This window comes from Lapillicoccus sp. (assembly GCF_039935575.1).
Taxonomy (GTDB): Bacteria; Actinomycetota; Actinomycetes; order Actinomycetales; family Dermatophilaceae; genus Lapillicoccus.
In genome coordinates this window covers 42,245-65,329 of record NZ_JBDTKA010000129.1, presented here as the reverse complement: position 1 = coordinate 65,329, position 23,085 = coordinate 42,245, and the positions used below count along the sequence as shown (strand labels likewise).

Below are 23,085 nucleotides of genomic sequence, written 5' to 3'. Positions count from 1 at the left end.
GCCAGGCCCGCGCTGGGAAGGTCAGGCCGAGAGGGTGGCCGTTTCGAGGGTCCCGGCGGTGTCGGAGTTTCCCCGGGCCCCGACCGTACTGTCTACGCACGTGGGGTCGAGGTGCAGGACCCGGTTGAGACGCGAGACGCGCAGCAACCGGTCGGTCCGGGCTGTGATGCTCGCCAGGACCAGCCGTCGACCTTCCCGGCGGGCTCGCCGGTGTGCCTCGACGAGGACCCCGAGGCCGGTCGAGTCACCGATCTCGACGTCACCGAGGTGCACGTAGAGGTCGCCCGCGCCGTCGCTGATGACCTCGTGCAGTGCGAGCCGGAGGTCGGGTGCGGTGCGTACATCGACGGGGCCCTCGATGGTGACCTCCTGGCCACGCGCGGAGCTGGCCACGCGGAGAAGTGGGCGCCGTGTCGATGTCCTGGTCGGCTGCAGTGCCATCGTGCTCCCCCAACTGGGCCCCCCGGCCCGTTCGATCGTTCCGGTCGTCATGCTGTCGGCCGGGTCGATCCGCTAATCGGTGCTATTGACTCACGAGCAGGCGGCCCAGAGGCGGGACGCGGAGATAACAATCCGGTGTCCCTTGTGAGGAGCGCCGGTCGTCACGGGTGATACCGGATGTGACGGATGTGGCGAGTGACCCGACGGTATGCCGCTCGTTCGCTGGTGCCCGGACCGACACACTCGCGAAGGTGACGAAACGGTCACAAAACAGCCTGACCTGGGTCACCACGAGGAGGTCGGCGTGCGGCGGTGTGGCCTGGCGGTAGTCGGCTCAGCCGTAGAGCTCGTCGTCGGGTTCGCGGGTGACCTCGGCTCCGAGGGCCTGCATCTGCAGCTCGAACTGGTCGTACCCGCGATCCACATGGTGGGCGCCGCTCACCGTCGTCACCCCATCCGCGACCAGTCCAGCAAGGACGAGGGCGGCACCGGCCCGGATGTCGCTCGCCTCCACAGGCGCACCGGACAGCTGAGGAACGCCGTGGACCATGACGTGGTGACCGTCGATCCGGGCGTCAGCGCCGAGCCTGGCGAGCTCCTGGACGGTGCGGAACCTGGCTTCGAAGAGGTTCTCGGTCACCATGGCACTGCCGTCGGCGACCGCGTCGTAGGTGATCGCGAAGGGCTGTAGGTCGGTCGGGAACCCCGGGTACGGCAACGTTGCGACGTCGATCGAGCGGGGCCGGTACGGCGCGCCGACGACCCGGAACCCGCTCTCGGTGGTGGTCACGCTCGCACCGGCGCCTGAGAGGAGGTCCAGCGCGAGCTGGAGGTGTGCCGCGATGCCGCCGACGACCTCGACGTCCCCACCGGTCGTGGCCGCGGCGAAGGCCCAGCTACCCGCCGCCACCCGATCGGGAACGACCGTGTGCTCTGTCGGCCGGAGCGCCTCGACGCCTTCGATCTCGATCGTCGAGGTCCCCGCGCCGGTGACCTGGGCGCCCATCGCGACGAGGAACGCGGCGATGTCGACGATCTCCGGCTCCCTCGCGGCGTTGTCGATGCGGGTATGGCCCGGGGCAAGCACCGCGGCCATGAGCACGTTTTCGGTCGCGCCCACGCTGGGGAACTCGAGCCGGATATCGGCGCCGTGCAGTCCTTGCGGCGCCGCAGCGATGAGGTACCCGTGCGCGACGTGGACCTTCGCACCCAGGGCTTCCAGGCCCTCGGCGTGCAGGTCGAGACCTCGCGACCCGATTGCGTCCCCGCCGGGAACGGCCACGTCGGCCTCACCCACCCGGGCCACCAGCGGGCCGAGCACGCAGATCGAGGCGCGCAAGGCGCGTACGAGCTGGTAGTCGGCGCGGTGGCCAATCCGCTCGGGCACGTCGATCTCGACCACCCCGGTCGCCGGGTCCCAGTCGACCGCTGCGCCGAGGCGGCGCAACAGCTCGGCCATGATCGTGACGTCGACGATCCCGGGCACGTTGGTGAGCCGGGTGCGACCGACGGCGAGCAGGGCGCCGGCCATGAGCTTGAGGGCGCTGTTCTTTGCCCCCACGACGGTCACGCTTCCGTGCAGGCGCGCCCCGCCCACGACCCGGAACCGCTCGCTCATCCGATCACCGTATCGGCTGGCCGGCTGGCCGGGCGGCCGGCTGTGCGGCTGTGCGGCTGTGCGGCTGTGCGGTGCAGGTAGAGGCAGGTTCGAGGTAAGGGTCGGGGACAGGTGGGTCCCGGCCGGGAGCGGCGGCGGGTAGGTGGCACCCTTAGGCACATGGTCAACCTCACCAGGATCTACACGCGGACCGGCGACGACGGGACGACCTCGCTGGGCGACTTCAGCCGGACCACGAAGACGGACCCGCGCCTTGCGGCCTATGCGGACACCAACGAGGCGAACGCCGTCATCGGTGTGGCCGTCGCGGCGAGGACGTTGGGCGAGGAGGTCGAAGCGACCTTGACCCGGGTCCAGAACGAGCTCTTCGACGTGGGAGCCGACCTGTGTACGCCGCTGCAAGAGTCCTATAAATACCCCCCGTTGCGCGTCGAGCAGCCGTGGGTCGACGACCTCGAGGCCGACTGCGACCGCTACCTCGAGCGGCTCGAGCCGCTGCGCTCCTTCATCCTGCCGGGCGGCTGCGTCGGAGCAGCTCAGCTGCACGTGGCAACGACCGTCGTCCGCCGGGCCGAGCGCAGCACCTGGGCCGCCGTCACTGCGCACGGCACCGAGCCGGGCATGACGCGCGGCGAAGGGGGCATCAACACGCTGACCGCGACCTACCTCAACCGGCTCTCCGATCTGCTGTTCATCCTCGCCCGGCTCGCCAACCTCGAGCACGGCGGCGACGTGCTGTGGCAGCCGGGCGGTGGCAGAGCCGAGCAGCCTAACCGTCGCGCAGCCGCAGCTGACCGACCTCGCGACCAGGGCTGATGACCGCGCCCACGGGTGGGTCCGCTGGGGTCCGCTGGGGTCGGCTGGGGTCGGCTGGGTCAGGCCACGTTGGCGGCAGATCCGGGCGGTGCGGCCTCCGCCCAGGACCGCAGCGCAGTGTAGGCCGGCGTCGCGAGCGCGAGCTCGAACTGCTCGGTGCCGTGCGAGCAGCGGACGAGCACCGCGTCGGGGATGAGCTCGATGTGGTCGACGCGTTGCAGGATCGTCGGGGCCGAGAGGTCGATGACGGCCCGGTCCCACAAGTGCCGCGGTCGGGTAGAGACCCCCAGGAGGGTGAACCACGCCAGCTCAGCCGACCCCTGGCGCATCAACCCGACGCGCCACCGATCGGCCGGACGCGCTCGCCACGCACACAGGGTCAGCGTGCGTCCACGACGGACCACCAGACGCCTCGCGAAGGTCAGCCCCAGCCCGACGGCCAGCAGAACCACGAAGGCACCGACCACGACCTCAGCGGAGACGAGCGCGGCCGGCATACGAAGGAGCCCGTAAGCCGTCCGTCAGGATCGACGTGCGGCAGTATCGCCGGACGTGTGCCCGGACGTGTCCACGGAGTCGGCGACGATCGTCACGCGGTCGTGCTCCACCGAGATGAACCCGCTGTCGATCGCGGCGATCTGGTCACCGTCCGTGCCGTGGATGGTGACCTCTCCGGCGACGAGAACGCCCAGCAACGGCGTGTGCCCCGGCATGATGCCGAGCTCACCGTCGACGGACCGTGCGCGAACCATCCGCGCCTCGCCGGACCAGACCTTGCGGTCGGCGGCAACCAGCTCGACCTTGAGTGAGCTCACGATGTCCTCGGTTCGTCAGGCAGGTGCGTCGGTGTTCGGGTGAGTCTAACCGGCGGCTCGAAGGCTGGGGCGCCGCAGGCCGGCCACCCGATCTGGGCGGCCGGCCTGCGTACCTGTTCTGTCAGAGGCTCTTCTGGATTTCGTCCCACTGACGCTCGACGTCGTCGAGGCCACCACACATGAAGAACGCCTGCTCGGCGACATGGTCGTAGTCGCCGTCGGCGATCTTCGTGAACGCCTCGACGCAGTCCGGCAACGAGACGGTCGATCCTTCGAGGCCGGTGAACTGCTTGGCGACGTAGGTGTTCTGTGAGAGGAACCGCTGGATGCGGCGGGCCCGGTTGACGAGGATCTTGTCCTCCTCGGACAGCTCGTCGATGCCCAGGATCGCGATGATGTCCTGCAGCTCCTTGTTGCGTTGGAGGATCTGCTTGATCCGGACCGCCGGGTTGTAGTGGTCCTCGGCGATGTAGCGCGGGTCGAGGATCCGCGACGTCGAGGACAGCGGGTCCACCGCGGGGTAGATGCCGAGCGAGGCGATCTCACGGGACAGCTCGGTGGTCGCGTCCAGGTGGGCGAACGTGGTCGCCGGCGCGGGGTCGGTGTAGTCGTCGGCCGGGACGTAGATCGCCTGCATCGAGGTGATCGAGTGACCACGCGTGGAGGTGATGCGCTCCTGGAGCACGCCCATCTCGTCGGCGAGCGTCGGCTGGTATCCCACGGCAGACGGCATCCGACCGAGCAGCGTCGACACCTCGGAACCCGCTTGGGTGAACCGGAAGATGTTGTCGATGAACAGCAACACGTCCTGCCCCTGGACATCGCGGAAGTACTCCGCCATCGTCAACGCCGACAGGGCCACCCGCAGCCGGGTGCCGGGCGGCTCGTCCATCTGGCCGAACACGAGCGCCGTCTGTCCGAGGACGCCGGCCTCCTCCATCTCCGCGATGAGGTCGTTGCCCTCGCGGGTGCGCTCCCCCACCCCGGCGAACACCGACACGCCACCGTGGTCGCGCGCGACGCGGGCGATCATCTCCTGGATCAGCACGGTCTTGCCGACGCCGGCCCCGCCGAACAGGCCGATCTTGCCGCCCTGGACATAAGGGGTGAGGAGGTCGATGACCTTGATGCCGGTCTCGAACATCTGCGTCTTGGGCTCGAGCTGGTCGAACGGAGGCGCGGAGCGGTGGATACCCCAGCGCTCCTTGATGTCGAGCGTCTCGCCCTCCTGAAGGTTCAGGCAGACACCGGTGGTGTTGAACACCCGGCCGAGCGTGACGTCGCCCACGGGAACGGTGATGGGGCCGCCGCTGTCCTGCACCGCGGCCCCGCGCACCAGACCGTCCGTGGGCTGCAGCGAGATCGCCCGCACCATGTTGTCGCCGATGTGCTGGGCGACCTCGAGGTTGACATTGTTGGTCTCGCCGCCGAGCTCGACCTGGGTGGTGAGCAGGTTGTACTGCTCGGGTATCCCGTCGGCGGGGAACTCGATGTCGACGACCGGGCCGGTGATCCGGGCGACCCGGCCGATGGCACCGGGGGAGGTGTCCTGGCGCTCTTCGGTGGCTGTGGAAGTCATCATGTGTCCTTTACTTCGCCTTGGCGAGCGCGTTCGCGCCGCCGACGATCTCGCTGATCTCCTGGGTGATCTCCGCCTGGCGGGCCTGGTTGGCCAGTCGGGTGTAGGTCTTGATGAGGGCGTCCGCGTTGTCGGTCGCCGACTTCATCGCCCGTTGCTGGGCCGCCATCTGCGACGCGGCCGCCGACAGCAGGCAGGTCCAGATCCGCGCGACAACATACTGAGGCAGCAGCTGGTCGAGCACCTGTCCGACACTTGGCTCGAACTCGTAGAGCGGGAGCACGTCCTTGTCTCCGGGCGTGTCCTCGGCGTCGTCCTCGACGACCTGGATCGGTAGCAGCCGCAACGCACGGGGCTCCTGGACGACCATCGAGCTGAACCGGGTGTAGACGACGTGCACCTCGTCGAGCCCGCCGTCGTCGTACCCGCGGCTGAAGTCAGCGACGATGCGGTCGCCGATCTCCTTGGCCGCCTCGTGGGTGGGCTGGTCGGAGAAGCCGCCCCACCGGGCTGCAGAGTCCCGCCGGCGGAACTTGTAGAAGTTCACGGCTCGGTTGCCGACGAGGTAAGGAACGATGTCCTTGCCTTCTTCGCGCAGCTTGCGCGACAACGACTCGGCCTCGCGCAGGACCGACGAGTTGTAGGCGCCGGACAACCCGCGGTCACCCGCGATGATGACCAAGCCGGCGCGACGCACCTCTTCGGGCTCAGTCGTTAGCGGGTGTTCCTCGTTGGAGTAGGTCGCGAGCGCGGACAGCGCCTGGGTCAACGCGTGCGTGTAGGGGGCCGAGGCCAGCACCCGCTGTCGGGCCTTGACCACCCGGGACGCCGCGATGAGCTCCATGGCGCGAGTGATCTTCTTCGTGGCCTGAACCGACTTGACGCGCTGGCGGTAGACCCGCATCTGCGCTCCCATGCCGCCGCCTCTCTGTAGTCCTGAAACCCGTTGGTGAGCTGCTGCTCAGGTCAACGCCTCTGGCGCTTGATCTGCTCCTGGTCGACGCTCTCGTCCTGCAGCTCCTCGGCGTCGGCCTCGTGGCCGACGTCGGTGCGCCGGTCGTCCTGAGGCGCCTCGCCGCCGAACTCCTTGTGGAACTCGCCGATCGCCTTCTCGAGCTCGGCCTTGGTGTCGTCGCCGAACTTGCCGGACTCACGGATGCCGTCGAGCAGGCCCTGGTGCTTGTGATGGAGGTAGGAGAGGAAGTCCGTCTCGAACTCCCGCACGTCCTCGACCTTGACGCTGTCCAGCTGACCGGTGGTGCCCGCCCAGATGCTGACGACCTGCTCCTCGACGGGGTAGGGGTTGCTCTGACGCTGCTTGAGCAGCTCCACGAGCCGGGCCCCACGGGCGAGCTGCGCACGCGACGCCGGGTCGAGGTCGGACGCAAACATCGCGAACGCCTCCATGGCCCGGAACTGCGCGAGGTCGAGCTTGAGCCGGCCCGCGACGTCTTTCATCGCCTTGATCTGGGCGTTGCCACCGACCCGGGACACCGAGACGCCCACATCGATCGCGGGCCGCACGTTGGCGTTGAACAGGTCCGACTGCAGGTAGATCTGGCCGTCCGTGATCGAGATGACGTTGGTCGGGATATAGGCCGAGACGTCACCGGCCTTCGTCTCGACGATCGGCAGCCCGGTCATCGAACCCGCACCCAGCTCGTCGGACAGCTTCGCGCAGCGCTCCAGCAGCCGGCTGTGCAGGTAGAAGACGTCGCCCGGGTAGGCCTCGCGGCCCGGCGGGCGACGCAGCAGCAGCGACACCGCGCGGTATGCCTCGGCCTGCTTGCTGAGGTCGTCGAACACGATGAGGACGTGCTTACCCGCATACATCCAGTGCTGGCCGATGGCCGAGCCGGTGTAGGGGGCGAGGTACTTGAAGCCGGCCGCGTCGGACGCCGGGGCGGCCACGATGGTCGTGTACTCCAGGGCGCCGGCCTCCTCGAGCGTCCCGCGGACGCTCGCGATGGTCGAGCCCTTCTGACCGATCGCGACGTAGATGCAGCGGACCTGCTGCTGCGGATCGCCGGACTCCCAGTTGCGCTTCTGGTTGATGATCGTGTCGACCGCGACGGTCGTCTTGCCGGTCTGGCGGTCGCCGATGATCAGCTGGCGCTGGCCGCGGCCGATCGGGGTCATCGCGTCGACGGCCTTGAGACCGGTCTGCAGCGGCTCGTGCACCGACTTGCGCTGCATCACCGTGGGGGCCTGGATCTCGAGCGCGCGACGGCTCTCCGCCTCGATCTCGCCGAGCCCGTCGATGGGGTTGCCGAGCGGGTCGACGACCCGACCGAGGAACTTGTCGCCGACCGGCACCGAGAGGACCTCTCCGGTGCGGGTGACCTCCTGGCCCTCGTCGATGTGGCTGAAGTCGCCGAGCACCACGACACCGATGTCGGCCACGTCGAGGTTGAGCGCGATGCCGAGCGTGCCGTCGGCAAACCGCAGTAGCTCGTTGGTCATCGCCGAAGGCAGACCTTCGACGTGCGCGATGCCGTCACCGGCGTCGAGGACCCGGCCGACCTCTTCGCGGGACGCCGCGCCGGGCTCGTAGGACTGGACGAACTTGTCCAGCGCGTCGCGGATCTCTTCCGGACGGATCGAAAGCTCCGTCATGGTGTCTCGTCTCCTTGGTTCCGGCAGGGCCGGTTCGGGTCTATGTGTGATCGGTCTCAGGAAGATGGTGCTGGTATGCGGGTCAGCCGCCGAGCAGCCGCTTCGCGGTGTCGAGGCGGCGCAAGATCGTGCCGTCGACGACGTCGTCGCCGACCTGCACCCGGATGCCGCCGAGGACCGCCGGGTCGACGACGACGTTGAGGTGCACGGCCTTGTCGTAGTAGTTGGCCAGTGCGGCGACGAGCCGGTCGCGCTGAGAGGCGTCGAGGTGGATCGCGCTCGTGACAACGGCGACGAGCTGCTCCCGCCGGACCGAGGCAATGCCGAGGTAGCGCTCGATCACTTGGTCGAACCGGCGCCCGCGCGGCGATCGGACGGCCTGGCGTACCAGCCGGACCGTCTCGTCGGAGGCCTTGCCCCCGAGCAGCGTCGAGATGAGCTCGTCTTTGCCCTGGACGTCCGACCGGCGGTCGGTGAGGGCGTCGCGCAGACCCGTGTTGCCCGCCACGATCCGCTCGAACCGGAACAGGTCATCCTCGACCTGGTCGGCGCGGCCCTGCTTCTCGGCGCCGGCGACGACCGAGGACACCGCGAGCTCCTCGAGGATATCCGGGAGGTCGCGTTCCTCCGCCCAGCGCTGCGACACAACGGATTTGACGACCTCGACCGCCTCGGCGCTGATTCTGCCGCCGAACAGCTGCTCGACCAGCGCGGCCTTGGGCGCGGCGTCCCGAGAGGGGTCCCCGACGGCCCGGCGCAGCGGGATGTTGGCGTCGAGGGCCGACGTCACGGCGAACAGGTCCTCACCCAGGCGCGCGCAGTCGACGTCCCCGTCGAGGGTGCGCTGGAAGGCGTCCTGTGCGGCCTTGGCCGCGACGCGCGAGGAACCGTGCATCAGCCGTCCTGTCCGCCCGGCGCGGCGTCGGGAGCAGACGCGCCCGCGTCACCGACGGACTCCCCGACCCCGGCGCCGACCTTCTCCGGGGCGATGTCGCCGGCCTCGAGCTCGGCGAGGAACCGCTCGACGACGCCGCTCTGACGAGCTTCGTCCTCGAGTGACTCACCGACGATCCGGCTGGCTAGGTCGGTCGACAGCCGGCCTACCTCGCCGCGCAGCTGGACGATCGCCTGTTGGCGCTCCGCCTCGATCTGCTTCGACGCGCTCTCGGTGATGCGCGACGCCTCGGCCTGCGCCTTCTCCCGCAGCTCCGCGATGATCTGGGCGCCCTGCTGCTTGGCGTCCTCGCGGATTCGCCCCGCCTCTTCACGGGCTTCGAGGAGCTGTGCGTTGTACTGCTTGAGCGCGGCCTGGGCCTGGGCCTGGGCCTCCTCGGCCTTGTTGATCCCACCCTCGATCGCCGCCGTGCGCTCGCTGTAGATCTGCTCGAGACGCGGCACGATCTTCTTCGCGACGAACACGTAGATGATCGCGAAGATCACCAGCCCGAAGAAGAACTCCATCGGGTGCGGGATGATCGGCGCAGCCGTCGCCCAGAATCCTCCGTCGCCCTCGGCGGTGGGGATCATCGGTGCGGACATGAGACTCTCCTCGCGAATAGGGGGAACGAACAGAGGGTGGGTCAGCCAGCCTTGAAGACGAAGGCGAGCGCGATACCGAAGATGGCAAGCGCCTCGGTGATGGCCATGCCGAGGAAGGCGATCGGCTGGAGCATCCCGCGAGCCTCGGGCTGACGGGCGACCCCGTTGATGTAGGCGGCGAAGATCAGGCCGACACCGATACCGGGTCCGATGGCGGAGAGGCCGTAACCGAGGATGGCGATGTTGCCGGTCATGTCATTTCCGTTTCTTGTGTGATGTCCCGGCGGCGGGTGCCGCTCGGGGCGTGCGTTCGTGACTGCTTCACGGTGTGGTGGAGCTCAGTGCTCGTCGGCAACGGCGCCGGCGATGTAGAGGGCGGCGAGCAGGGTAAAGACATAGGCCTGGAGAAACTCGACGAGCAGCTCGAAGAGGAACATGACGAACGCGAAGATCCACGTCACGCCCCCGGCGACGCTCAGGATCCCCCCAGAGGTCAGGAGGTACCAGCCTCCGGTGATGAACAGGACGAGCAGGAGGTGGCCAGCGAACATGTTGCCGAACAACCGCAGCGCGAGGGTGACCGGCCGGGTGAACAGGTCGGTGATGAGCTCCAAGAAGAAGATCACCGGGACGATCCAGCTGGGAAGGCCGGACGGAACCAGAGACTTCCAGTAGCCCACGAAACCGTGCTTCTTCATGCCCACCGCGTGGAAGGTGACCCAGACGACCAGGGTCAACGCGATGGGGAACCCGATCCGGCTCATCGTCGGGAACGAGAGCGGCGGCAGGACGCCGAAGACGTTGTTCACCAGGATCGTTATGAACAGGGCGAAGAGGAGCGGCACGAACCGGAGGAACTCTTTGCTGCCGATGAGGTCTCGGGCAATCCCGTTGCGTACAAGTCCATAGACGGACTCGGTCGCCAGCTGGCCCTTGCCCGGCACCAGAGCCTTCTCCTTGGTCGTGGCGTGCAAGAACCACATGAGCAGGCCCGCAGAAACGATCATCAGGAAAATCGGGCGGGTGATCGCGAATGCCCCATCGCCGATCAAGGGCTGCCAGAAGTCGCCGACGCCCGGGGCCTCGTAGTCCATGGGGACGACGGTGGCGGCGATGCTCACGTGAGGCTCCTCATGGTGCGCGGGACACAGCAGTGCTGGTGGGTCGGGCGCCGGTCCTGGTCGGGGCGGAACCTACGATCGTCGACCGTTGCCCCGCGAGGAACCGCCGAGTTCAGTGAGAACCGTACCTGAACCAGATCAGGTAGAGCGACAGGGCCAAGCCACCGATGATCCCCACCGGCAAGATGAACGACGTGCCCAGCCAGTGGTCCGCTGCCCAGCCGATACCGCCGTACAACAGCGGTCCGGCAAGCATGTAGCCGCCGACTTTCGTCCACATCTCCGAGTCGCGCCGCATGGCCTCGCGCTCGGTCTCGGCCTTCTGCTCGGCCGTGGGCTCGCGAACGGGCTCGGCGTTGGAGTCCCCATGCGGGGCGGGCGGCTTCGACATGGCAGAACCGATTCTCTCTCATCGTGCTCATGAGCGCTCTCGCTTCGTCTCCTCGTCGAGCGCCGCACCGGGAAGCGCCGCGGCACCCTGCGGGTCGTAGGTAAAGATCCTCAGGTGGCGGTAGGCGCGCATCTCGAAGAACAGCCACACGAGCGCGCAGACGGTGATGCTGACGCCGACCGCGTACCCGGAGACGAAGGTGGCGTCTCGCAGGGCGAACATCACCACCCCGAGAACCAGCACCTTGGCGGTGTACGTCGCGAGGACGACGATCATCACGGTGGTCGGGGGCAGCTCGGCGGTGCGTTTCATGGCGAGGAGCGTGAGGCTGAAGAAGCCGATGACTAGGGCGGCGCCCAGCGCGGCTGACCAGCCCGCCTCGGGGCTCGAGACCGATCCGACGACGACGCAGACGACCGCGGCGGCGAGCGTCGGGAGGAGAGACCCGCGCAACAGCTCGGCGAAGGCGTCGCTCTGCCGCGGGGTCGGGGCGTCAGTACTCATGACTGCTCAAGACTGCTCATGACTGCTCAGGACTGCTCATGTCGGCCTGCTCTGGTCGATGACGTGCTCGGGTCCGGCTCGGTCGGGGTCATTCTCAGGAGTTCTCCAGGTGCTTGTGAAAACTATCACAAGCGCCGGGCGCGGGTCCACCGAGGCAGGAACGCGGTGAGCACGACGGCGAGCGCGAGGCATACCCCGATGACGAGGGCGGCACGCCAGCCTTCCACGAACGCGAAGGACACGGTGCCGAGGGCCAGCAACGCGCCCCACATGTAGAGGATCAGCACCGCGGTGCGGTGGCCGTGGCCGATCTCGAGCATCCGGTGGTGCAGGTGCTTGCGGTCTGGTGCCCACGGCTTCTGTCCGGCGAGCGTGCGCCGGACGACGGCGAGCACGACGTCGAGGAACGGCAGCAGCAGGATCGCGAGTGGCACGGCGAGCGGCAGGAGCGCCGCGCTCACGGTGCCGGTCGTGAACTCCCCCGGGTCGACGTTGCCGGTGAGCGAGATGGTCGCCGCGGCCAGCAGCAACCCGAGCAGCAACGCACCCGAGTCGCCCATGAACAGCCGGGCCGGGTAAAAGTTGTGCGGCAGGAAGCCCGCGCAGCAGCCCAGCACGGCGGCACTGATGAACGTCGCGTTCGAGAAGACGTTGGGCGGGTTGAAGGTGCGCGACACCGAGTAGGAGTAGACGAAGAACGCGAGCGCGGCGATGCCGACCAGCCCCACCGCCAGGCCGTCGAGGCCGTCGATGAAGTTCACCGCGTTGACGGTGGCCAGGACCACGATCACCGTGACGGCGACCAGTACCGGGCCCGGCAGGACGGTGCTCGTGCCGAAGAACGGGATCGCGAGGAGCTGGACCCCCTTGTATGCCATCACTCCCGCGGCGAGCATCTGGCCGGCCAGCTTGGTGACCCAGTCGAGCTCGCGGATGTCGTCGATCGCCCCGACCAGGCAGATGATGCTCGCTCCCATGAGCACGCCACTGATCTGGCCACCGCTGTAGACGCCCCGCAGGAACGGCAGCTCGCGGGCCACCAGCGCGGCCGTGGCGAACCCGAGGAAGATCGCCACCCCACCGAGTCGCGGAGTGGGCGTGGTGTGCACGTCGCGCTCGCGCACCGACGTGAAGGCGTTGGTCGCGATCGCGACGGCCCGGACGAGCGGAGTCGTGAGGTAGGTGATCGCTCCCGCGATCACGACGATGAGGAGGTACTCCCGCACAGGTCGGCGGGCTCAGGGACGAGGGTATGCCGGGAACCGGGTCACGAGGTCGGTGACCTCGGAGCGCACCTGCTGGGAGACCGGGTGATCGGGGTCGGCGTCTCCCTTGGTCACCGCGGTGTTGATGAGCTCGGCGATCGTCACCATCTCCTCGACACCCATGCCCTGGGTGGTCGTGCAGGCCGTGCCCACCCGGATGCCGGAGGCGATGTTGGGCTTCTGCGGGTCGAACGGGATGGCGTTCTTGTTGAGCACGATCCCCGCCGCGTCGGCCCGAGCCTCCGCGTCGACACCGGTCACGCCCACGCCCTGCAGGTCGTGCAGCGACAGGTGGGTGTCGGTGCCGCCGGTCGTGGGGCGGATGCCGTACTCCCCGAGCGAGGTCGCGAGCTGCCGGGCGTTGACGATGACCTGCTTGGCGTATGCGGCGTACTCCGGGGTCGCGCACTCCTTGAAGTTGACCGCCTTGGCGGCGATCGTGTGCATCTGCGGACCACCTTGCATCATCGGAAAGACCGCTTTGTCGAGCTTGGCGGCGTGCTCCTGCCTGCAGACCAAGGCCCCCGAGCGCGGGCCACGGAGCACCTTGTGCGTCGTGAAGGTGACCACGTCGGCATACGGGACGGGGCTGGGGATGGCCTTGCCGGCCACGAGGCCGATGAAGTGCGCGGCGTCGACCCAGAAGACCGCACCGATCTCGTCGGCGAGGTTGCGGAAGAACTCGAAGTCGATGAGCCGCGGGATCGCACTCCCACCGGCGAGGATCACCTTGGGGCGGTGCTCGCGGGCGAGGGAGGCGACCTGGTCGTAGTCGATGTCCTCGGACGTCGGGTCGACGCCGTAGTGCACGGCGTTGAACCACTTGCCCGAGAACGAGACCTTGCTGCCGTGGGTGAGGTGACCCCCCATGGGCAGCGCCATCGCCAGGATTGTGTCGCCCGGCACCATGAACGCGCCGTAGACCGCCTGGTTCGCGCTCGCGCCGGAGTGCGGCTGAACGTTGGCGTGCTCGGCGTCGAAGAGGGCTGCGCACCGCTCGATCGCGATGTTCTCGGCCTTGTCGACCTCGGAGCAGCCGCCGTAGTAGCGGCGCCCGGGGTAGCCCTCGGCGTACTTGTTCGACAGCGTCGAGCCGAGCGCGGTCAGCACCTGCGGCGAGGACATGTTCTCGCTGGCGATCAGCTGCAGCCCACCGCGGATGCGGTCCAGCTCGGAGACGAGCACTCCGGCAATGTCGGGGTCGAACGCGTTCAGCGCCCCGAAGTCGGAGCCGTAGAAGGTGTCGTCTGGCAGGTCACGAGGGTGGGTCAAGGCAGTCTCCGGGGTCGTCGGGCAGCGACGACAACTGTAGGCCCACTCGGGTATCAGCCTCGGCGACACACCTCTCCTGTGTGGGTATGACCACCAAGAACCAGACCACTACAGCCCGTCCCGCGGCGCAGCCTCAGGACCTTCGCCCGACAAACAGCCTCGGGGAGGTCGAGCCCTCGATCCCGGACCCGCACGCCGGCCGTCGCGAGGGTGAGCCCGACCCGGGCAGCCTCGACCAGCAGCCGACGCGGAAGCGTCCGCCCCAGACGGGTGACCGGGGCCTACCCCCGTCGGCCGGCCAGGTTCTGAACCGGGCGACCCAGTTCCTCGGGTTCAAGGAAGGTTCGAACAACGACACCCCGTTCGGCGCGTGGTACGGGCTCAACCACCAGCCCTACTGCGACATGTTCGTCTCCTACGTCTTCCACCAGGAGGGTGGCGAGGAAATCGGCGGGCACTTCGCGTTCTGCCCCTCCCACGTGCAGTGGTTCAAGCAGCGCGGTCAGTGGGGCAGCTCGCCACAGCGCGGCGCGGTCGTCTTCTTCACCTGGGACGGGGGCCCGAGCGCCGACCACGTCGGGCTGGTCGAAAGCGTCGGTCAGGGCGGCTGGCCGCACACCGTGGAGGCCAACACCTCCTCGGGTGAAGGCGGGTCACAGGGCAACGGCGACGGTGTCTACCGGCGGGTGCGGAACCCGAGGTTCGTGCTCGGGTACGGCTACCCCGCCTACGGTGTCGGCGCTGCGGTCATATCGGCCGCTACCGTCTCGCTCGCCCGCGTGATGACCGCGGCGAAGCTCGACGGGCCGCGCCCGCAGGGCGTCGGCACGCCCGGTTCCGAAGTCGATGTGCGTGTCGTCGAGCAGGCTCTGGTCGGCGAGCACCTCCTCGACCCCTCCCTCGTCGACGGCGCCTTCGGGACGTCGACCGTTGCCGCGTATGCCGCCTGGCAGCGTCAGCTGGGCTTCACCGGTGCCGACGCCGACGGCATCCCGGGGCGCGACTCGCTCGTGCGGCTGGGTGCGGCGCACGGCTTCGCCGTGACCGACTGAGACCGACTGAGACCGACTGAGACCGGCCGTGACCGACTGGAACCGACCGACGACCGACTGCGGCTAGCGACGTCGGCGAGCGCCGGCGATCCGCGGGCCCGAACGTGGGCGCGGCGGTTCAGCAGTGGCGGACGGTGCCGGGGCGTCGGCAGCGGCGCGCCGCTCGCGCTCTTCGCGCTCTGCTGCGTCGATGGCCTCGTCGATCTCCCGGCGGCTGAGGGCGCCCTCGCGCAGGGTCACCGGGGTCGGTCCGGTGCAGTCGAGGATGGTCGAGGAGACCGACGAGGTCGCCGGTCCCCCGTCGAGGTAGACCGCGACTGACGCTCCGAGCATGGCCTGCGCCTCCGCCACGGTGGTGGCGGCCGGCGAACCGGTGATGTTGGCGCTGGTCACCGCCATCGGGCCCGCGTCACCGAGCAGGGCGAGAGCGATCTGGTGCGCTGGCATGCGGAGCGCGACGGTTCCGTTGGTCTCGCCGAGATCCCAGGTCAGGGACGGCTGACACTCCAGGACCAGGGTGAGCGCGCCCGGCCAGTAGGCGTCGATGAGGTGCCGGGCGTAGTCCGGTATGGCTCGCGCCAGACCGTCGACGGTACGCTGGTTGGGGACGAGGACGGGCGGGGGCATCTCGCGTCCTCGCCCTTTCGCGGCGAGCACCGAGGCCACGGCGGTGGCGTCGAACGCGTCGCAGCCGATGCCGTAGACGGTGTCCGTGGGAAGTACCACCACCCCGCCCGCGCGAACGGCGGCAGCCGCTGCCTCGATGCCGGCGGCGAGGCCCTCGGGGTTCGTGCAGTCGTACACCTCGCTCATGGGCCGAACCTTAACGCCCGCACCGGGTGCCAACCGCCCTGTCCCCGGGAACCCCCAGCGTCCTGTCGGCTCCCTTGGTGAGTCCGTCAAACCGGAGTTGGTCGAGATTGGGAGTGAAAAGGCTCTCCGGATGCCACCAACTCCCGTTCGACGGCCGTTCTCAGACGCGGACGGCCACCACGCACCGAGGTCGACCCACCAGGTCGACGTGGTCGGTGACCGCCCCCCACGGTCCCGCCATGGCGAGGGCCCTCGGCAGAGAAGCGCCTTGGGTCTCGGCGTGCTCCATGACGAGGACCCCGTCGGGTCGTAGTAGCTCGGCGGCCCGGGCAGCCATCTCCAGCGGCAGGGCCAGCCCGTCGGCACTTCCGCCGTAGAGGGCGAGCTTGGGGTCGTGGTCACGCACCTCGGGGTCGACCGGGACCTGGTCGAGCGGGATGTATGGCGGGTTGCAGGTGACCAGGTCAGCCTGCCCGACCAGCTCGGGAAACGACGTCCGCGCGTCTCCGAGGACGATGGCGACGTCCAGTCCGAGACGGTCCCGGTTCGCGACGGCCCACGCGTGCGCGAGATCGCTCAGCTCGACCGCGAACACCTGAGCGGGCGGGCACTCGTCCTTGACGGCGAGAGCCACGGCGCCGGACCCGGTCGCGAGGTCCACGACCAGCGGGCGCCCCACGTCCTGCACCGCCCGCAGCGCGAGCTCCACGAGCAACTCGGTCTCGGGCCTCGGCACGAAAACCCCCGGCCCCACGGACAGCTCGAGGTGTCGGAACCCGGCGCGCCCGGTCAGGTGCTGCAACGGAACGCGGGTCGCCCGTTCGGCGACGAGCTCGGCATACCCGTCGGGCGCCTCGATGCCGCCGAGGACCATCCGCCGGCGTACCTCACCGACCGGCTGACCGAGCAGGTGCGCCGCGAGGTGCAGGGCGTCGACCGGCGCCGACGCGATGCCGGCCTCGGCGAGGGTCATCGTGGCGCGGCGTACCGCGTCCCGCAGCTCGGTCACGAGCGCTGCTCAGGCTTCGGGGCGGGAGAGCGCCGCGAGTCGGGCCTGCTCGTCGGCCGAGACGCAGGACGCGATGACACCGTCGAGATCGCCGTCGAGAACCGTGTCGAGGTGGTATGCCTTGAACCCGGTCCGATGGTCGCTCAGGCGGTTCTCGGGGAAGTTGTAGGTGCGGATCCGCTCGCTACGGTCGACGGTCCGCACCTGGCTGCGTCGGGCGGCCGACGCCTCGGCCTCGGCCTGCTCCCGGGCCATCTGGTGCAGCCGGGAGCGCAGCACCCGCATCGCCGACTCCTTGTTCTGCAGCTGCGACTTCTCGTTCTGGCAGGAGACGACGAGCCCAGTGGGCAGGTGGGTGATCCGCACCGCGGAGTCGGTGGTGTTGACACTCTGCCCACCCGGACCCGAGGAGCGGTAGACGTCGACGCGGATGTCGTTCGCGTGGATCTCGACCTCGTCGGTCTCCTCGACCTCCGGCATGACCAGGACACCCGCCGCGGACGTGTGGATGCGTCCCTGGCTCTCGGTCACGGGGACGCGCTGGACCCGGTGCACACCGCCCTCGAACTTCAGCAGCGCCCAAGGGGCCTCGCCCGGCTGCGGTGTCCCCTTGGCCTTGATGGACAGTCGCGCCTCCTTGTAGCCCCCGAGGTCGGACTCGGTCGCGTCGATGACCTCAGCCCGCCAGCCGCGCTTCTCGGCGTACCGGGTGTACATCCGCAACAGGTCGCCGGCGAACAGGGCCGACTCCTCGCCGCCCTCCCCCGCCTTGACCTCGAGCAGGACGTCGCGGTCGTCGTCGGGGTCGCGCGGGACGAGCAGCCGCCGCAGGTGGTCGCGGGCCTGGTCGACGGCCGCCTCGAGGGCGGGGACCTCCGCGGCGAAGGACGCGTCCTCTGCGCCCAGCTCGCGCGCGGCCGCGAGGTCACCCTCGGCGGACTCGAGCCCCCGGTATGCAGCGACGGTAGGAGCGAGGGAGGCATACCTCTTGTTCAGGGTTCGCACCCGCGTCTGGTCGCCGAAGACGTCGGGGTCGGCGAGCTGCCGCTCGAGGTCGGCGTACTCGTCGAGGACGGGCCGTCCGGACTCCAGCACAGAGGAGGTGCCTTCGGTCACCTCACACTCCTTGCTGGTTGGGGGCAGACGCGAGACGCCGGTCCTCCCCGGCAGGCGAACCTGCCGGAGGGGACCGGCGACCGGGAGAGCTACTTGCCGGCTGCGGCGGTCTTCTTGCCGTAGCGGGCCTCGAACCGGGCAATGCGGCCACCGGTGTCGAGGATCTTCTGCTTGCCGGTGTAGAACGGGTGGCACTGCGAGCAGACATCGGCGCTGATCGCGCCGGTCGTCGCGGTGCTGCGCGTGGTGAACGTGTTGCCACAGGTGCAGGTGACCGTGGTGTCCACGTAGGTGGGGTGAAGGTCCTTCTTCAACGTGCTCTCCTTGGATCTCAGGCGGGCCGGGTCGGCGATGGTGTGCGACGTCTCAGAGGGCGCCAGCCGTGAACCGGTCCAACGAATCAGTGTGCCAGAGATGGGCACACATCCGCTAAACGCCGATGGGGGGCAGGCGCATTCCGGACTGTGCTGCGACGAAGCCCCTGGCGCCCGTAGGCGCCGTCGGCCGTGCGATCAGGCGCAGCCGGCCCGTGCGATCAGGCGCCGTCGTCCAGCCGCGTCGAGCTGCTGGACTGCACCTGGCGCAGGAACTCGATGTTGGTCCGGGTCCGCTTGATCCGGTCCACAAGCAGCTCGAGGGCCTTCTCCGGCTCGAGCCCGCTCAGCACGCGACGGAGCTTCCACACGATGTTGAGCTCCTCGGGGCCGAGCAGGATCTCTTCGCGGCGGGTCCCGGACGCGTTCACGTCGACGGCTGGGAAGACCCGCCGGTTCGCGAGGTCGCGGGAGAGCGTGAGCTCCATGTTGCCGGTGCCCTTGAACTCCTCGAAGATCACCTCGTCGGTCCGCGAACCGGTCTCGACGAGCGCGGTGGCGATGATCGTCAGCGACCCGCCGTTCTCGATATTGCGGGCGGCCCCGAAGAACTTCTTCGTCGGGAACAGAGCGGCGCTGTCGACGACCCCGGAGAGAACCCGACCGGACGCGGGGGCGGACAGGTTGTAGGCCCGGCCCAGCTTCGTCAGTGAGTCCAGCAGGACGACCACGTCGTGGCCGAGCTCGACGAGACGCTTGGCCCGTTCGATGGACAGCTCGGCGACGGTGGTGTGGTCCTCGGCCGGTCGGTCGAAGGTCGAGGCGATCACCTCACCCTTGACCGCCCGCTGCATCTCGGTGACCTCTTCGGGACGCTCGTCGACGAGAACGACCATCAGGTGGCACTCGGGGTTGTTCGTCGTGATCGCGTTGGCGATGGACTGGAGCACGACGGTCGAACCCGCTGTGGCCGGCGCCACGACCAGACCCCGCTGGCCCTTGCCGATCGGGGCGACCAGGTCGATGACCCGGGTGGTCAGCAGGCTCGTCTCGGTCTCGAGGCGTAGACGCTCCTGCGGGTAGAGCGGCGTGAGCTTGCCGAACTCCGGCCGGGGCTTGGCACCGTCGGCTGCTGCCCCGTTGATCGAGTCCAGGCGTACCAGTGCGTTGAACTTCTGCCGAGTACCGGGGCCGGCCGACGGCTGCTCACCGTCGCGGGGAGCCTTGACGGCGCCGGTGACGGCGTCGCCCTTTCGCAGCGCGTACTTCTTGACCAAGCCCAAGGGAACGTAGACGTCGTTGGGTCCGGGCAGATATCCCGACGTGCGCACGAACGCATAGTTGTCGAGGACATCGAGGATGCCCGCCACAGCGACGAGGACGTCGTCGTCGTTGATCTGCAGCTCCGGCTCGTAGTCGGTCCCGGTCGTCGGGCGCCCGCGCTTGCGGTCCCGGCTGCGCTGCCGGCTACGGCGTCGGCCCCCTGCCGCCTCGTCGTCGGCGTTCTGGCTGCCCTGGGCGTTCTGGCTGCCCTGGGCGTTCGAGCTGCCCTGCTGGCCGGTATGCGACGTGGTCTGGTTCGGTGCGGTCTGGTTCGGTGCGGTCTGGCTCGGTGCAGTCTGGTTCGGTGCGGTCTGGCTCGGGACGGTCTGGCTCGGGACGGTCTGCGTCGGTTGAGTGCGTGCCTGCTGGCCCGAGGCCGCGGTACCCTGCTGGCGCTCGCGCTGGTATCGGCTCTGCTGCGTGCCCTCGGTGCGGGCGGACGCGCCGTTGTTCTGACCGGCGCCCTCCGTCCGGGTCGGCTGCTGACCGGAGCGGACCGCACCGTCCGTCGTGGGGGCCGTCGACGTCGTGGACGTCGTAGAGGTGCGAGCGTCGGGGTAGTTCTGCGGCTGGGTGGTGGTCTGTGAGTCGCCACGGTCCGCATGGTCGGAGGTGCGGTCGTCCGTCGGCTGCCGCTCGACGGCGTCGTCTCGGTCTGCGGCGCCGTTCCGGTTCGCGGACCCATGGGGTCGCTCGGTCTCCACCGGTCCCACCGGGGCCACCGGTCCGGGCAGGGTGACCGACTCGGCGCGCTCGCGCCGGTCCTCGGAGCCCCGGGACGCAGCACGCGGCGTACGGGCGGCCGTCGCCTCTGTGCGTGCCGGGGCGGCCGTCGCCTCTGTGCTTGCCGGGGCTCCCGTCGCCTCTGTGCGTGCCGGGGCTCCCGTCGTTCTGGGAACCGGCGTGTCAGACCCTTGCCGGGCGGAGATCGCCGCGACCAGGTCGTCTTTTCGCATCTTGGTGGTCCCCGTCACGCCGAGGCGCGACGCGAGTCCTTTGAGCTCGGCGACGTTCATCGCGGCGAGTCCGCTGCGACCGCCGCGCGAGCGCGTGCTCGGCTCGGTCACGAGCTGTGTGGTGTCTGTCACGAAGGTCCTTCCCCTCGTCATCGGTTCGGCTGGGACATCGCCCCGGAACCGGTCAGGGCCGAGCGGATTCGCTCGCTGTGCGTTCCCCCGACACAGGGAAGCACCAGTGCAGGCGCGCTTCCCGGGGCGAGCATGTCGCCGCTGTTCGGGGGTGGTGCTCCGATGCGGAGTCGCAGAGTGCGGTCGTCCGTTCGGTGCGGTGACAATGTAACACCGTCAGCCGATCGGGACTTCACGAACCGCCGACGACGCCGGACTGTGACCGAGGACCCGTCAGCGCTCTCCTAGGCCCGAGTCACATTCACACCGGTGGTCGGGATCGCGAGCGGAAGCCGGCGCCACGCCCGGAACGCGGCGTCGCCTCCCGTTCCAACCGGCACCACGACTCGATCAGCGCGGTCCCGCGTGGTGAGCACCAGCACGCTGGGACCGGCGCCTGAGATGAGCGCGGCATGACCCTCCGCCCGCAGCGCGTCGACAAGCCTCATCGAGGCAGCGAAAGCCGGCCGACGGAACTCCTGGTGCAGCCAGTCACGGGTCGCCGGCAGCAGCAGGTCGGGACGGCGCGACATCGCCTCGACGAGCAGCGCGGAACGCCCCGCGTTGAGGGCGGCTGCCCGGTGGTCGACCTGAGGGGGCAGGACGGCCCGAGCGGTATGCGTCGCGAGCTGCGTCTGTGGGACCAGCGCTACGACACGCAGGTCGTCGTGGACCGGCACCGACACCGTGCCCGTGATGGTGCCGATCACTTCGGCCCTCTCGGCAAGCCCGGTCCCGCGTTCCTCGACGTCGCGTGTCCAGGAGAGGGTCATCCCTCCGCGCACACTTGCCGACGCGTTATCGGGATGCCCTTCGAGCTCGGTGACCAGGTCGGTTGCCACGTCGAGGTCGACCGGAACCCTCTCGGCGAGGGGCAGGTGCTCCCACGCCTCGAACGCGCAGATCGCCTGCGCGACAACGACTCCCGCCGTGATAGCCGCCGCGGATGAGCCGAGTCCGCGACCGTGCGGGATCGCGTTGCGCGCCACGAGGTGCAGGTCGGTCGGCAGCGCGACGCCCAGCCGAGCAGCCGCGTGCGCCATGGAGCGCACCACGAGGTGCGTCTCGTCGAGGGGCACCTCGTCGGCGCTCTCCCCCGAGACCTCGATGCGCAGCCCCGCGCCGTCCCCGACGACGACGTCGTAGTCGTCCCAGAGGCCAAGGGCGAGCCCGACCGAGTCGAACCCGGGACCGAGGTTCGCGCTGCTGGCCGGCACGCGGACGTGCAGTGCCAGCGGTTGAGGCATACCTCCCGACACCCGTCCGCTCACCCGTCGAGGCCGAGCGCGGTGGCCGCCGTCACGGCGTCCACCGGCACTCGCACGGGCACGACCTCACTGCCGTCGGCGTTCCGCAGCGCCCACTGGGGGTCCTTGAGCCCGTGGCCGGTGACGGTGCACACGATCCGGGACCCGGAGGGGACGAGACCGGCCTCGTGCGAGGCGAGCAGGCCGGCCACCGAGGCGGCGGAGCCGGGCTCGACGAAGACCCCCTCCCGGGACGAGACGAGCCGGTGCGCGGCCAAGATCTGGTCGTCGGTCACCGCGTGGATCAGCCCACCCGACTCGTCGCGGGCAGCCTCGGCCTGGCGCCAGGAGGCGGGATTGCCGATCCGGATCGCCGTAGCGATGGTCTCGGGCTCGTCGACCGGATGCCCCTTGACGATCGGGGCGGCCCCGGCTGCCTGGAACCCCCAGATCCGCGGCAGCTGGGTAGCGGGACCAGGCTGGTCCGAATCCTGTTGGTATTGCTGATAACCCAGCCAGTATGCCGTGATGTTGCCGGCGTTCCCGACCGGGAGGCAGTGGATGTCGGGAGCATCACCGAGCGCGTCGACGACCTCGAACGCGGCGGTTTTCTGGCCTTCGATGCGGGCCGGGTTGACCGAGTTCACCAGCTCGACCGGGTATGCCTCGGCAAGCTTGCGGGCCAGCGTGAGGCAGTCATCGAAGTTGCCGTCGACCTGCAGCAGGGTGGCGCCGTGGGCGATCGCCTGGCTCAGCTTGCCCATGGCGATCTTTCCTTCCGGCACGAGCACCCCGCAGGTCATCCCGGCCTTGGTGGCGTAGGCCGCCGCCGACGCGCTGGTGTTGCCCGTCGACGCGCAGATCACCGCCTTCGCGCCGCGGCCGGCGGCCAGCGAGATCGCCGTGGTCATCCCGCGGTCCTTGAAGGAGCAGGTCGGGTTCAGCCCCTCGAACTTCAGCCACACCTGCGCATCGACGAGCGCGGAGAGGTGCTCTGCGGGGATGAGCGGGGTGCCACCCTCTAGCAGGGTGACGATCGGCGAGCCGGCGAGCAACGGCAGGCGGTCGGCATACTCGCGGATCACCCCGCGCCACTGGTGCGCCACC

At 69.3% G+C, this 23,085-nt stretch carries 24 protein-coding genes; 2 read left to right on the top strand and 22 right to left on the bottom strand.

Annotation, left to right across the window (positions count from 1 at the left end; genetic code table 11):
- Positions 1-21: 21 nt before the first annotated feature.
- Together ABI385_RS15630 and murA are read right to left on the bottom strand one after the other, a co-directional pair.
- Positions 22-393, bottom strand: coding sequence for an STAS domain-containing protein (locus tag ABI385_RS15630; protein WP_348104682.1), 372 nt, complete (start codon positions 391-393; stop codon positions 22-24).
- A 382-nt stretch (positions 394-775) separates the two neighbouring features.
- Positions 776-2,059, bottom strand: a complete 1,284-nt coding sequence (gene murA / locus ABI385_RS15625; RefSeq protein WP_348104681.1) for a UDP-N-acetylglucosamine 1-carboxyvinyltransferase — start codon at positions 2,057-2,059, stop codon at positions 776-778.
- Between the two features lie 159 nt (positions 2,060-2,218).
- Between murA and ABI385_RS15620 the strand changes: the two genes are divergently transcribed.
- Positions 2,219-2,875, top strand: coding sequence for a cob(I)yrinic acid a,c-diamide adenosyltransferase (locus ABI385_RS15620; protein ID WP_348104680.1), 657 nt, complete (start codon positions 2,219-2,221; stop codon positions 2,873-2,875).
- A 59-nt stretch (positions 2,876-2,934) separates the two neighbouring features.
- On the opposite strand, the gene ABI385_RS15615 is transcribed toward ABI385_RS15620, so the two are convergent.
- From ABI385_RS15615 to glyA, 13 genes are all read right to left on the bottom strand, one after another.
- A complete protein-coding gene (locus tag ABI385_RS15615; RefSeq protein ID WP_348104679.1) occupies positions 2,935-3,372 on the bottom strand; it encodes a DUF2550 domain-containing protein in 438 nt (145 codons plus the stop codon).
- A 24-nt stretch (positions 3,373-3,396) separates the two neighbouring features.
- Positions 3,397-3,690 (bottom strand): F0F1 ATP synthase subunit epsilon, encoded by a 294-nt coding sequence (locus tag ABI385_RS15610; RefSeq protein WP_348104678.1) that lies wholly within the window; start codon positions 3,688-3,690, stop codon positions 3,397-3,399.
- 121 nt (positions 3,691-3,811) lie between these two features.
- The gene (gene atpD / locus ABI385_RS15605) at positions 3,812-5,269 is read right to left on the bottom strand and encodes a F0F1 ATP synthase subunit beta (RefSeq protein WP_348104677.1); all 1,458 of its coding nucleotides are present in this window, start codon (positions 5,267-5,269) and stop codon (positions 3,812-3,814) included.
- A 10-nt stretch (positions 5,270-5,279) separates the two neighbouring features.
- Positions 5,280-6,185 (bottom strand): F0F1 ATP synthase subunit gamma, encoded by a 906-nt coding sequence (locus ABI385_RS15600; RefSeq protein ID WP_348104676.1) that lies wholly within the window; start codon positions 6,183-6,185, stop codon positions 5,280-5,282.
- Between the two features lie 50 nt (positions 6,186-6,235).
- Positions 6,236-7,885 carry a F0F1 ATP synthase subunit alpha gene (gene atpA, locus ABI385_RS15595; protein WP_348104675.1) on the bottom strand — a complete coding sequence of 550 codons (1,650 nt, stop codon included), beginning with the start codon at positions 7,883-7,885 and terminating at the stop codon, positions 6,236-6,238.
- Positions 7,886-7,967: 82 nt separating this feature from the next.
- On the bottom strand, positions 7,968-8,780 hold the full coding sequence (locus ABI385_RS15590; protein WP_348104674.1) for a F0F1 ATP synthase subunit delta: 813 nt from the start codon (positions 8,778-8,780) through the stop codon (positions 7,968-7,970).
- Complete coding sequence (locus ABI385_RS15585) at positions 8,780-9,424, bottom strand: F0F1 ATP synthase subunit B (RefSeq protein ID WP_348104673.1); 645 nt, start codon at positions 9,422-9,424, stop codon at positions 8,780-8,782. The genes ABI385_RS15590 and ABI385_RS15585 overlap by 1 nt, the downstream gene beginning before the upstream one ends.
- A gap of 41 nt (positions 9,425-9,465) precedes the next feature.
- Entirely contained in the window at positions 9,466-9,678 is a 213-nt protein-coding gene (atpE, locus tag ABI385_RS15580; RefSeq protein WP_070193816.1) for an ATP synthase F0 subunit C, read from the bottom strand.
- Between the two features lie 84 nt (positions 9,679-9,762).
- Positions 9,763-10,545, bottom strand: coding sequence for a F0F1 ATP synthase subunit A (gene atpB / locus ABI385_RS15575; protein WP_348104672.1), 783 nt, complete (start codon positions 10,543-10,545; stop codon positions 9,763-9,765).
- A gap of 112 nt (positions 10,546-10,657) precedes the next feature.
- The gene (locus ABI385_RS15570) at positions 10,658-10,936 is read right to left on the bottom strand and encodes an AtpZ/AtpI family protein (protein ID WP_348104671.1); all 279 of its coding nucleotides are present in this window, start codon (positions 10,934-10,936) and stop codon (positions 10,658-10,660) included.
- Between the two features lie 27 nt (positions 10,937-10,963).
- Complete coding sequence (locus ABI385_RS15565) at positions 10,964-11,440, bottom strand: hypothetical protein (protein ID WP_348104670.1); 477 nt, start codon at positions 11,438-11,440, stop codon at positions 10,964-10,966.
- A 125-nt stretch (positions 11,441-11,565) separates the two neighbouring features.
- Positions 11,566-12,666, bottom strand: a complete 1,101-nt coding sequence (locus ABI385_RS15560) for an MraY family glycosyltransferase (protein ID WP_348104669.1) — start codon at positions 12,664-12,666, stop codon at positions 11,566-11,568.
- A gap of 12 nt (positions 12,667-12,678) precedes the next feature.
- Entirely contained in the window at positions 12,679-13,959 is a 1,281-nt protein-coding gene (gene glyA / locus ABI385_RS15555) for a serine hydroxymethyltransferase (protein ID WP_348104698.1), read from the bottom strand.
- 104 nt (positions 13,960-14,063) lie between these two features.
- Between glyA and ABI385_RS15550 the strand changes: the two genes are divergently transcribed.
- On the top strand, positions 14,064-15,029 hold the full coding sequence (locus ABI385_RS15550; protein WP_348104668.1) for a CHAP domain-containing protein: 966 nt from the start codon (positions 14,064-14,066) through the stop codon (positions 15,027-15,029).
- A 63-nt stretch (positions 15,030-15,092) separates the two neighbouring features.
- Here ABI385_RS15550 and ABI385_RS15545 read toward each other — a convergent pair whose 3' ends face one another.
- The 7 genes from ABI385_RS15545 to thrC form a co-directional block, all read right to left on the bottom strand.
- A complete protein-coding gene (locus ABI385_RS15545; RefSeq protein WP_348104667.1) occupies positions 15,093-15,842 on the bottom strand; it encodes an L-threonylcarbamoyladenylate synthase in 750 nt (249 codons plus the stop codon).
- A gap of 160 nt (positions 15,843-16,002) precedes the next feature.
- Positions 16,003-16,851 (bottom strand): peptide chain release factor N(5)-glutamine methyltransferase, encoded by an 849-nt coding sequence (gene prmC, locus ABI385_RS15540; protein WP_348104666.1) that lies wholly within the window; start codon positions 16,849-16,851, stop codon positions 16,003-16,005.
- Positions 16,852-16,860: 9 nt separating this feature from the next.
- Positions 16,861-17,946: a peptide chain release factor 1 gene (gene prfA, locus ABI385_RS15535; protein ID WP_348104697.1), complete on the bottom strand. Its 1,086-nt coding sequence runs from the start codon at positions 17,944-17,946 to the stop codon at positions 16,861-16,863.
- A 110-nt stretch (positions 17,947-18,056) separates the two neighbouring features.
- Positions 18,057-18,281 (bottom strand): 50S ribosomal protein L31, encoded by a 225-nt coding sequence (gene rpmE / locus ABI385_RS15530; protein WP_348104665.1) that lies wholly within the window; start codon positions 18,279-18,281, stop codon positions 18,057-18,059.
- Between the two features lie 221 nt (positions 18,282-18,502).
- Positions 18,503-20,620, bottom strand: a complete 2,118-nt coding sequence (gene rho / locus ABI385_RS15525) for a transcription termination factor Rho (RefSeq protein ID WP_348104696.1) — start codon at positions 20,618-20,620, stop codon at positions 18,503-18,505.
- 356 nt (positions 20,621-20,976) lie between these two features.
- The gene (gene thrB / locus ABI385_RS15520; protein ID WP_348104664.1) at positions 20,977-21,978 is read right to left on the bottom strand and encodes a homoserine kinase; all 1,002 of its coding nucleotides are present in this window, start codon (positions 21,976-21,978) and stop codon (positions 20,977-20,979) included.
- A gap of 20 nt (positions 21,979-21,998) precedes the next feature.
- Complete coding sequence (gene thrC / locus ABI385_RS15515; protein WP_348104663.1) at positions 21,999-23,084, bottom strand: threonine synthase; 1,086 nt, start codon at positions 23,082-23,084, stop codon at positions 21,999-22,001.
- Position 23,085: the final 1 nt, after the last annotated feature.